Origin of the sequence: Vibrio ouci (assembly GCF_004551525.1) — a bacterium.
GTDB lineage: Bacteria > Pseudomonadota > Gammaproteobacteria > Enterobacterales > Vibrionaceae > Vibrio > Vibrio ouci.
The window spans coordinates 1-316 of sequence record NZ_SATR01000445.1 but is presented as its reverse complement, the minus strand read 5'-3'; the positions used below and the strand labels follow the sequence as shown (position 1 = coordinate 316).

Sequence of the window (316 nt, the reverse complement as noted above, 5' to 3'; positions counted from 1 at the left end):
AGGACTCCGAAGATAATGCGCAAGCATTTGGGTTTATTTCTCAAAAATATAAGCCATATCCTCAACTACGTATGGTAGGCCTAATGGCGACCGAAACTCGCTTTATGATAGGGGCTGCTTTTGATGCCTGTCAGGTCGGTGAAGCAACACTAGCACGCCAATTATTAAGTGATGTGCCAGCAAACTCACTCACATTATTTGACCGTTGCTATTTTTCTGCTGACTTGTTGATTGCATGGAGCAAAGCAGCTTCCAATTGTCATTGGTTAACCCCTGTAAAACGAAAGCTAAGATATGAAGTTGTTGAGCACTTTGC

Annotated in this window: 1 protein-coding gene; it reads left to right on the top strand. The window is 42.7% G+C overall.

The window, feature by feature from the left end; genetic code table 11:
- On the top strand, positions 1-316 hold a 316-nt coding region (locus tag ELS82_RS26205; protein ID WP_167489594.1), incomplete at both ends, for a transposase.